The organism is Microcystis sp. LEGE 08355 (assembly GCF_015207185.1).
Classification (GTDB): Bacteria; Cyanobacteriota; Cyanobacteriia; order Cyanobacteriales; family Microcystaceae; genus Microcystis; species Microcystis panniformis.
The window spans coordinates 1-3995 of record NZ_JADEXI010000431.1 but is presented as its reverse complement, the minus strand read 5'-3'; the positions used below and the strand labels follow the sequence as shown (position 1 = coordinate 3995).

The 3995-nt window shown below is 36.5% G+C and carries 5 protein-coding genes and 1 pseudogene; 2 read left to right on the top strand and 4 right to left on the bottom strand.

What is annotated here, in order from left to right:
* The first annotated feature begins 884 nt into the window (after positions 1–884).
* Complete coding sequence (locus IQ242_RS26320) at positions 885–1319, top strand: hypothetical protein (RefSeq protein ID WP_228021080.1); 435 nt, start codon at positions 885–887, stop codon at positions 1317–1319.
* Between the two features lie 4 nt (positions 1320–1323).
* A complete protein-coding gene (locus IQ242_RS18555) occupies positions 1324–1803 on the top strand; it encodes a hypothetical protein (protein WP_193960983.1) in 480 nt (159 codons plus the stop codon).
* Positions 1804–2254: 451 nt separating this feature from the next.
* Here the strand turns inward: IQ242_RS18555 and IQ242_RS18550 are convergent, their stop codons facing one another.
* The 4 genes and pseudogenes from IQ242_RS18550 to IQ242_RS18535 all read right to left on the bottom strand — a co-directional run.
* Positions 2255–2641, bottom strand: coding sequence for a type II toxin-antitoxin system VapC family toxin (locus IQ242_RS18550; RefSeq protein WP_193960982.1), 387 nt, complete (start codon positions 2639–2641; stop codon positions 2255–2257).
* A 5-nt stretch (positions 2642–2646) separates the two neighbouring features.
* Positions 2647–2871 (bottom strand): DUF2281 domain-containing protein, encoded by a 225-nt coding sequence (locus IQ242_RS18545; RefSeq protein WP_002796731.1) that lies wholly within the window; start codon positions 2869–2871, stop codon positions 2647–2649.
* Positions 2872–3221: 350 nt separating this feature from the next.
* Positions 3222–3614, bottom strand: coding sequence for an ABC transporter permease (locus IQ242_RS18540; RefSeq protein ID WP_370583024.1), 393 nt, complete (start codon positions 3612–3614; stop codon positions 3222–3224).
* Positions 3615–3719: 105 nt separating this feature from the next.
* A pseudogene (locus IQ242_RS18535) lies at positions 3720–3995 on the bottom strand (hypothetical protein); the annotation flags it as partial.

Sequence of the window (3995 nt, the reverse complement as noted above, 5' to 3'; positions counted from 1 at the left end):
GAGTATTCATGGTGTAGGATTTTCTGATCTTTACTTTGTCTAGGGCAGGGTTTTCCTAGACTAATCTGCTCAATTTCACCAGCAAAGATACTTTCTCTAATTATCCTCGATCGAGTCCTATTGATCAAGAATTTTTCGGGTGGCCAATAGATTGTTTTAGATCTATAATTATTATTGAAAAAAATAAAAGCAAGCGGTTTGGCTTTAATAATGTATATCTTGCCAGAGAGCGCAATCAGTAATGTTTTGGAAATCTTTGATATTTTTGCTGGCAATAATAACCCGAAGCTATCTCGCCCGTCCGCTTCATCAACTTGTTAGTATTTGTGTAAGAATAACCTGAAAAATTTTTATAGGAAAGATAGATTCACACTACATTTAACATAAAAGTTGTAGGTTCTTCCGGTTCTTCGTTACTTGGTATGGTTCGATAGGGGGGCATAAATCGGCTAAATCCTTATCTGGAAAGAGACTTAATTGATTAGTTCGCTCTAGTTCAAAAACAATTGACAAAAATCGCCAAAGGCATTTCTATATAAGGGTTCCATCCCTTATAACTCCCGTCCATTACATAACAATTACCGAAGAACCAGAAATGTTAGCGGAAATAAGTTTTTTAAAAGCAGATTTATAAAGACTATTTACTTCCGATAAATCCCTTGATTTTCCCAAAGAATATCAAAATGATGATTTAAAAATTACTGAAGTTATAGAAAAAATCAGAGCAGATCAAACTCCACCTCAAGCGGAGAATATTTATTCTCTTGAATATCAACCAATAACAAGAGAATTTCAAGCTAAGTATTGTGAATTTTTGTCTGCTGATAGCTTCAAAAAATGGCATATTATGATAATTATTTACAGGATTTTTAGAGTTAATTCGAGTGAACAAAATACTGTTATATGCCTTGTTAAAATCAACAGATAAATCCGCTCAATATAATCGTATTTGCTTCTGTATTACCATACTCTCAGAGATAATAATAGAAAAATATATTGGCTATTTTCCCCACAAATCCCTAGAATCTTTTAAGATGATCGCCAAGGCTTTTTTAAATGATCCTAGCTTGCAACCAGAGAAAACAAGTCAGTTTAAGCAAGTTTTAATCTCTTTAAAGAATACGGCTATAGCAATCCTCTGGCAAATACAAGAATACGAAAATCAAGAAACTAAACCTCTCAATTGGACAGACTTTTATACCTCGAATAAATCCGATACTGATCAAGTGCAGAAACAAAAAAATCAGCCAGCAATCCCATGGGCAAAATCTCGCTTAGAACAGTTAGAAAATCTGAGAAAAGTTAAGGGATGGGATTAAAAGAGTGATTGTAATTCTGGACTCTAACATTTTAAGCTTATTAGTAACCCCGATCGGTGAAGACTGGCCAGAAGATCAAAAGTTATTTACAGAAGTTTATCAATGTACCGAATGGTTTTATCGTCTGCTGGCAAGAGGAGCTTTTCTGACTTCATCTGATCTATGGGATTATGAGGTTAGACGAGAATTGATTAGGATAAAAAGTAAAAGCGTGCAAGAATTAGATAAGTTAAGGAATGTAATTGAGTTGCAGAAAGTCAGTTTTATTTTACTACAAAAAGCCGCTTGTCTTTGGGCTGAGTTGAGAGCAACAAGTCAACCAAACCAAGTTAAAGAAAATATTGATATAGATTGTATCCTATCGGCTCAATGGTCGCTACTCAAAGAAAAATATCCCAGTCGTCGGGTTATTATTGCCAGCAAAAATATCAAAGATTTCCAAAACATTAATGATTGTTCCCTCTGGCAAGATATACATTATTAAAGCGAAACCGCTTGCTTTGATTTTTTTCAATAATAATTATAGATATAAAACAATCCATTTGCCACCCGAAAAATTCTTGATCAATTGGGACTCGATCGAGGATAATTAGAGAAAGTATCTTTGCTGGTGAAATTGAGCAGATTAGTCTAGGAAAAACGGTTCTTCGTTACTTGGTATGGTTCGATAGGGTGGCATAAATCGACCAAATCCTTATCTGACAAGAGACTTAATTGATTAGCTAGTTCTAGATCGAAAACAATTGGCAAAAATCACAGCAATGTCTGTCTCTATAAGGAATGAAACCCTTATAGAGACAGACATTGCATAAGACAACCCGAAAATCCTACACCATGAATACTCTAATGATCGTGCGGTGCGCCAAACCCAACGGTTAAGGTGTTACCCATTGGATCATAATAAACGTTTACTTCTGCCATTTTTGTCTGATTAATTATAAGGTTGTAATGATTGGGTAGGAGCGAATTTTTTGGTCAACTGTAATAATGATTAAATCATTTTGCATTGCTTGACAAATTAGCAGTCTATCAAAGGGATCACGATGCAAGGGAGGTAATTTCATTAAATAGGCGATGCTTTCTTCATCAATCGTTAAACTCGCTATTTGATGGCGATCGCGTTGTTTGGGCAGATAAACTTCTGGTGATTCTGGCAAGGGAAGTTTACCTAATTGATATTTAATAATGGCTTCCCAGATGGAGGCTACACTCAAATATACGCTATTTTTAGCGTCTTTAATGGCATCACAAAAATCTTGTGAAAGTCGAGTATCTCCATTAAGAAACCAGAGAAAGATATGAGTATCGAGTAAAAGTCGCATGATTTTTATAAAGGGTTTTCAAAGTCCTGTAGGATTTCATCGGGTAAGGGATCGTCAAAGTCAGCAGGAACGGTAAATTCTCCTTGACAGAGGGCGTAGGGTCTAGGGGTTTTTGGCTCTTTTTGTTGATTCCTTCTGGCTTGGGTAAATAATAAAAAGTCAAGCAGTTCTTCAACAATTTCTTCGGAGATTTGAGATATTTCTTGGATCAGTCTTTCTCTAGTTGTCATTAGGTTTGCTCCTTTTAAGGTTGAATATTTAAGATTTGACGTTGTTGATTATTAAGGCGATCGAGTTCTTGCTTAAGGGTTTCTTTTGTTATCGTTGGCATTCAATTTTTCTTGGCGGTCTAATTGCGGGAAATAGCTCTTGTAACAGTATAGCTATTGGTTTGGCGGTTTTGGTCGTTTACATAGGGGGATTGCGCTAATCCTCTAGTTTACGGCGATCGCCTTCCACCAGGAATGCGTTTGGAAGGGTTAGCCATATCAGAACCGACAGCTTTTTCTGTTTATATGGTGATCGCAACTTAATTTTCTGTAATGATAATTGAGGGTATCTTTACAGACTGTTGTTCACCTCAACGATGCCAAAGTTGCGGGGGAACACTGATCCATTGGACAATCGTATAACGTCGTCGTTCAATAAACTGGGCAATATTATCCAAAATCAAGGCAAGGGCGATAATCCCGATCGCTGCGGCAAAAGCTCTTGGAATATTGTACAGATTACTGGCACGAAGAATCAGATAACCTAAACCTTCATTTGATGAAATATATTCTCCAATAAATGCCCCCAATAATCCAAATCCAACATTTAACCGAATAGAGCTTAATACCCAATCTAAGGAACCAGGAATGATTACTTTTTGAAAAATCTGGGAACGAGACGCATTCATTCCTTTAAGTGTGTCAACATATTCTAGAGCTACAGAATTGGCTCCTTTATAAGCTTGGTTAAAGGCTACAAACACAGTTGAAAAAACTGGTTCTTCCGAACTTACAATGTAGAAAATTCCCCAAGCTCCCTCTCTGTCCAGCAATGCTCTAAAGTTGATAAATATCAATCTAACAAAAACTCAAAGCTTTACTATACAAGCTTTACAAGTATAAGTTGTTAATAGTTTTACATGACAGGTTCGGTAGAGCCAAAAAACTGCGATGGCCACCTTCATACCAAAACCAACACCAAACCAAACAATCATCAATGGAGCTAGAGCAAAGACAGGCAATGCACCAAGCGCGGTCACAAAAGGTTTAGCGATAAAAGCAGCCGATTCAGAAAACCATAAAGAAAGTCCAAGAACTGTCCCAATTAAAGTACCAATTAATAAGCCCACAACCTGTCTCTTATA

What these genes read in the sequence shown, in the direction of transcription:
- IQ242_RS18545 (WP_002796731.1), bottom strand. Translation starts at nt 2,871, where the DNA reads ATGACAACTAGAGAAAGACTGATCCAAGAAATATCTCAAATCTCCGAA.
- IQ242_RS18550 (WP_193960982.1), bottom strand. Translation starts at nt 2,641, where the DNA reads ATGCGACTTTTACTCGATACTCATATCTTTCTCTGGTTTCTTAATGGA.